Source organism: Microcystis sp. M20BS1 (genome assembly GCF_020245305.1).
GTDB lineage: Bacteria > Cyanobacteriota > Cyanobacteriia > Cyanobacteriales > Microcystaceae > Microcystis > Microcystis ichthyoblabe_A.
Window position 1 is genome coordinate 1 of sequence record NZ_JADBUZ010000179.1, and the last position, 5,334, is coordinate 5,334.

3 protein-coding genes and 1 pseudogene are annotated in these 5,334 nt (G+C 44.7%); 1 reads left to right on the top strand and 3 read right to left on the bottom strand.

Going from position 1 to position 5,334, the window contains the following annotated elements; translation table 11 throughout:
* Window positions 1-460: 460 nt before the first annotated feature.
* Window positions 461-1,243: an aldolase/citrate lyase family protein gene (locus tag IM507_RS17465; RefSeq protein WP_069475703.1), complete on the bottom strand. Its 783-nt coding sequence runs from the start codon at window positions 1,241-1,243 to the stop codon at window positions 461-463.
* 220 nt (window positions 1,244-1,463) lie between these two features.
* Between IM507_RS17465 and aspS the strand changes: the two genes are divergently transcribed.
* Window positions 1,464-3,251 carry an aspartate--tRNA ligase gene (gene aspS, locus IM507_RS17470; protein WP_287637407.1) on the top strand — a complete coding sequence of 596 codons (1,788 nt, stop codon included), beginning with the start codon at window positions 1,464-1,466 and terminating at the stop codon, window positions 3,249-3,251.
* A gap of 295 nt (window positions 3,252-3,546) precedes the next feature.
* Here aspS and IM507_RS17475 read toward each other — a convergent pair whose 3' ends face one another.
* Both IM507_RS17475 and IM507_RS17480 read right to left on the bottom strand, forming a co-directional pair.
* A complete protein-coding gene (locus IM507_RS17475) occupies window positions 3,547-4,905 on the bottom strand; it encodes an SUMF1/EgtB/PvdO family nonheme iron enzyme (RefSeq protein WP_123230119.1) in 1,359 nt (452 codons plus the stop codon).
* Between the two features lie 162 nt (window positions 4,906-5,067).
* Window positions 5,068-5,334: pseudogene (locus tag IM507_RS17480) on the bottom strand (Uma2 family endonuclease); the annotation flags it as partial.

Genomic DNA, 5,334 nt, shown 5'->3' on the forward strand with positions numbered 1-5,334 from the left:
CCATTTTTTTGCTTACCTCCACCTTAATTCCTTCTTTCAAAACTATACCTATCAATCGTTTCCCCTTTTTTTAAGTTTCTTCTCTTTTTGTTAAGAAAGATCTGACTAATGGATAGCTTATCAAGGGGGGCAGGGGGGATCCCCCCGCCTATCGGCACCCCCCTTATCAAGGGGTGCAGGGGGGATCAGAGGCAAAATCTATCTTCAATTTAATTATAACTACTTACTTAACAGAAGTTATTCATAATAAGTGGCTTTCTTGGCTCTTCTAGTTTCTGTGTGGAAACGAGGTCTATACTGATGGTTTCTTCGGCAAAACAGCCATAAAAGTCTTGCCCGATAAGCATTTCACAATTCCATAAGCAAAAATTATTACACAAAGTCGAGAAGAGCCAATGAATCCACATCCGTATAACTTTGCTGCCTAGGTTTTGAGCGGTCGATCGAAGGACGAATATCTTTAACCAAAAAGTAAATCATGGAGGATTGCTAAACGCTGGTCATCTTCACGAACAATAGCACCATAATAATTTTTTTTATTCTCTAGCCAGAGTAATTCAAACTCGATCGCCTTTTGGAAAGCTAAACTAAAATTATCCAAAGCTTGGGGACAATCAAAGATAACTTTGCGCGTCTCGAATCGGTCAAAATGTCCTTGGCAGAACATTTTGAAAAACGGTAAAGAATCTAGTGATACTCCACCCCCAATGGCAACAGTCAAACCGGCAGCCTTAGCTTTTTTTGCCAAAGGTAAAGCCAGATCCAAAACTTGCTCGCTATTCACATCCCGGCGAGTTAATCCCAAAGAACAGGCTAAATCCATCCGTCCGATGACGATACCATGGAGAGATTTTATCTCTGGAATCGCCAACATTTCCTGAAAATTATCACAGGCAGTAATCGTTTCGATATTAACCAATAACTCCACATCTTCCACCCCTTGATCAGCTAAAATCCTCCTAGCTGCCCGCAGATATTTTTGTAAAGCGTAGGCTGTTTCTACCATGGGAGCAATCAAGCGATCAACTCCTAAATTAACCCCATCAAAGATATCTCTGATCGCTTCGCAACCGGCGATTTTCAGATTAAAATCTACCCCCGCTTTCAGACTAATTTCTTTCAACCGCATCGCTTCCGTCAGTCGGGTTCCTTCCGTCTCGAATTCCGCTTTTACCCCTGAAACATGGTGATCTTCCCTGAGTTCTCTTAACAGTTGCACCATTTTTTTTTCTAAGCAATTCATGTTTTTAATCGTTCAAAATTGGTAACTGCTAGAGGAGCCTTGTTGATTATAGCCCATCTGCGAAAAGCCGATAGCTGAGGACTAGAAGACCATAAAAATACCCTAAACAAGGGGACAAGAGCGACAAAATACTGGCATAATGAGCAAGGCCGTCTGATTTTTTTCTGGCCACATCCTTTCTATACTACATTCGTAATATAAGTAATTCTCTAGTTAGACTATGCGAACTCACTACTGTGGCGACCTTAGCGCGATCGAAATTGAAAAAAGTGTCACCCTCTTCGGTTGGGTCGATCGTCGTCGCGATCACGGTGGCGTTATTTTTATCGATCTACGGGATCGCAGTGGTATTGTCCAGATCGTCAGTGATCCCCAACGAACTCCCGCTTCCTATCCCATCGCTGAAACCGTCAGAAACGAGTATGTTATCAAGGTGACGGGAACAGTCAGTCAAAGGCCTACCGAATCCCTTAACCCGCGCATTGCCACCGGAGAAATCGAAATTTACGCCACTAGCATCGAGATTCTCAACGGGGTTACTAAACAATTGCCTTTTGTCGTCTCCAGTTCCGAAAGTGAATCGGTCCGGGAAGATGTGCGCTTGCGATACCGTTATCTAGACCTACGCCGGGAGCGTATGAGTCAGAATTTACAACTACGTCACCAAGTTGTCAAAGAAATGCGCCGTTTTCTCGAAGATGAACAGCATTTTATCGAAGTGGAAACGCCAATTTTAACTCGATCGACTCCCGAAGGGGCGCGGGATTATCTGGTTCCTTCCCGTGTCAACCCGGGCCAATGGTACGCTTTACCCCAATCACCGCAACTATTTAAGCAATTATTAATGGTGTCGGGAATGGATCGCTACTATCAAATCGCTCGCTGTTTCCGCGATGAAGATCTGCGTGCTGATCGTCAACCGGAATTTACTCAGTTGGATATGGAGATGAGTTTTCTCTCCTTAAGCGAGATTTTAGCCCTGAATGAGGCTTTAATCGCTCATATCTTCAAAAAAGTCAAAAATATCGATATAAGCCTGCCCCTGCCCCGTTTAACCTATGCTGAGGCTATGGATCGCTATGGGGTCGATCGCCCCGATACCCGTTTTGGCTTGGAATTGGTCAATGTGGCGGAGATTTTTGCCGATTCGGGATTTAAGGTGTTTTCAGGTGCGATCGCTAGTGGGGGAACGGTGAAAGTTTTACCGATTCCCAACGGTAACGAGGCGATTTCTAACGTCAGAATCAAACCGGGTGGGGATTTATTCAAAGAAGCCACCGATGCGGGTGCGAAGGGAATCGCCTACATCCGCGTGCGCGAAGATTACGATTTTGATACCATTGGTGCGATTAAAGATAACCTGACAGAGGCACAAAAACAGGCTTTAATCGAGAAGACTGGCGCAAAACCGGGGCATCTGCTCTTATTTGGGGCGGGAGATACCGATACAGTCAATAAATCCCTATCCCGCCTACGCTTAGTTTTAGGGGAACAATTGGGATTAATTGATCCCGATAAAATCAACCTCCTCTGGGTGACGGATTTCCCGATGTTTGAATACAACGCCGAGGAAAAACGCCTAGAAGCATTGCATCACCCCTTCACTGCCCCTAATCCCGAAGATTTAGACGATCTAGCCCACGCTCGCGCCCTCGCCTACGATATGATTTTTAATGGTATTGAAATCGGTGGCGGCAGTTTACGGATCTATCAACGGGAAGTACAGGAAAAAGTCTTCGCTACCATCGGTCTATCCCCAGAGGAAGCCTATAATAAATTCGGCTTTTTGTTAGAAGCTTTTGAATACGGAACCCCTCCCCACGGTGGCATCGCCTACGGTTTAGATCGCTTGGTGATGTTGTTAGCGGGAGAAGAATCGATTCGCGATGTGATTGCTTTCCCGAAAACCCAGCAAGCTAGTTGTTTACTCACTTCTGCACCTTCAACAGTGGCAGCGAAGCAATTAAAGGAATTATCCGTTGCTTCTACCTACAAACCGCCATCCTAAGATTAGGGTGGGCAATGCCCACCTAATTTTTAAAAGTCTGTTGACACTAAGTTAAATTCTTTTCTGCCCTCACTTAATCCTCTTTAGAAGTGGCTAAAAATTCCTAGAGTTTAGTTTTGGGAACTAGGGGAAAAGTGCAGGGTAAGCGCATCTTAACAATCCTTGACAATTGTTAAGCAAAAATCGACCAAATGGGTCGAGTTCGCCCCTACAAAATCGACCCGCCTAAGGGCGGGAAAGAAAAGAAAAAAGAAAAAATAGAGAATGAGGGTAAAAGGGGAAAAAGGAAAAAGGGTTAGAGAGTTCTCCCGAAAACGCAGGCTACCCGAAAACCGTAATTGTTGATGCGGTTGACGCGGCGGAAGTAGTAGTCGTAGCGAATCGCGGAACGGCAGTAATTAGGATTGTAGCCCCAGGAACCGCCCCGCAGAGGAGAACGATTATCATTACCATTTTCTATCCAGACACTGCCATCCGTCGGCGCACCGTCATAGTTATCGTGCCAAGTATCGGCGCACCACTCCCGGACATTGCCGTGCATATCGTACAGTCCAAAGGCGTTTGGGGGAAATTGTCCCACGCGAGTTGTTTCGTTTCGATATTCTCCGTTCGGTTCATCGGCGTAGGTATTACTGGCATTGTAGTTAGCCAATTCCCCCGTAATGGTTTCCCCAAAGTAAAACGGGGTGGTGGTTCCAGCACGACAAGCGTATTCCCATTCCGCTTCACTCGGTAGTCGGTATTCCCGAACCGTTAGTTTTGATAATCTCGCACAGAACTCGATCGCATCGTACCAGTTGACTTGTTCCACGGGACGGCGATCGCTATCGGGACGGTCTTTAAAATAGGCTGGCTTGAAATCAAGGTCTTGTTTAACTTTTAAATCCGTGCGAGAGGCGATCGCTTTCCACTGGGCCTGGGTGATGGGGTATTTACCCATAAAGAAGGGTGGGACAGTTACTTCATGTTGTGGTCTTTCCCTTCTAAATCCTTCCCAATTAAATTTTTTAACCAGTCTTTCGATTTCCTCATCTTCTGTTCCCATCAGGAAAGTTCCCCCCGGGATGGCAACCATTTCTAGGGTGATGCCGTTGCCCAAATCTTCCCTGAAATATTGGGACTGTTTCGACTCTTTTCTAATTTGCTCACCCTTCGCATTTACTCCCACCACCTCAAAGTTAAATACTGATAACAGTTGTTTTGGCTCTTCCGGTTCAAGCTTGAACTGATAGCCAATTGCTCTTTCTAGTTGCTCAAATCCGTCTTCTTGCCAATAATCAAGCCGGTGAATATCTTGCAGATTCAAGCTAACTTCTGCAAGTCGCAGATCAGGAATTTCGCATTCTTCTAACCTCATGGGAATAAAAAAAATTGTCCCCGGTAGCATCTCTCCCAAGGTATCAAGTGCAATCCTCAACTCCCGTTGGATGTATCCCTGCTTATTAGCTGATTTCGCTGACAGACAGGCGAGAAAAATCTGACTAGCTTTAATCGCTTTCGGAATTTCATCTCGCCAAATTTGACCCGGAATCAGGTCTTTTTTATCCAACCAAGGTTTATATCCCGCTTGCTTAAGGCGCTCATGCAGTGCCAAAACTGCTGGTTTGTCCTCACTAGCGTGAGCTAGGAAAATTTGAATCTCTGACTTTTTCATAACTTTTTCTTATGACCACAAGTAGGGGAGAGCCAGATTAACTGGCAGAAAATCTCTAAATAAACCATTTAATTGATTATTACTCATTCTTAATTCTCCTGTCTCCTGACTCCTGACGACCGGCTCCTAACCCCACCAACAAACTTTTTCAGCAAACCCTAGTTAATTATTTTTAGCTAGTTGACTGACAACCCATGCTCTTAAATTCTTTTCTGCTTTAACTTCATCCTCTTTAGCAGTGGCTAAAAATTCATAGAGTTTAGTTTTCGGAACTAGGGGAAAAGTCGTACTAAATTCTTCTTCCTGATAAACCCCCTTTTCTAACCGATAAATGCGCCAGATTTGTCCATTAAAACGCCATAATTCCGGCACTCCCAAACGGGCATAAAGTGCTAATTTATTAATATCCGTGTGGGTTATATCCACTTC

Excerpts from the sequence above, each read along its gene's own strand:
- IM507_RS17465 (WP_069475703.1), bottom strand. The coding sequence starts at position 1,243 with ATGAATTGCTTAGAAAAAAAAATGGTGCAACTGTTAAGAGAACTCAGG.
- aspS (WP_287637407.1), top strand. The coding sequence starts at position 1,464 with ATGCGAACTCACTACTGTGGCGACCTTAGCGCGATCGAAATTGAAAAA.
- IM507_RS17475 (WP_123230119.1), bottom strand. The coding sequence starts at position 4,905 with ATGAAAAAGTCAGAGATTCAAATTTTCCTAGCTCACGCTAGTGAGGAC.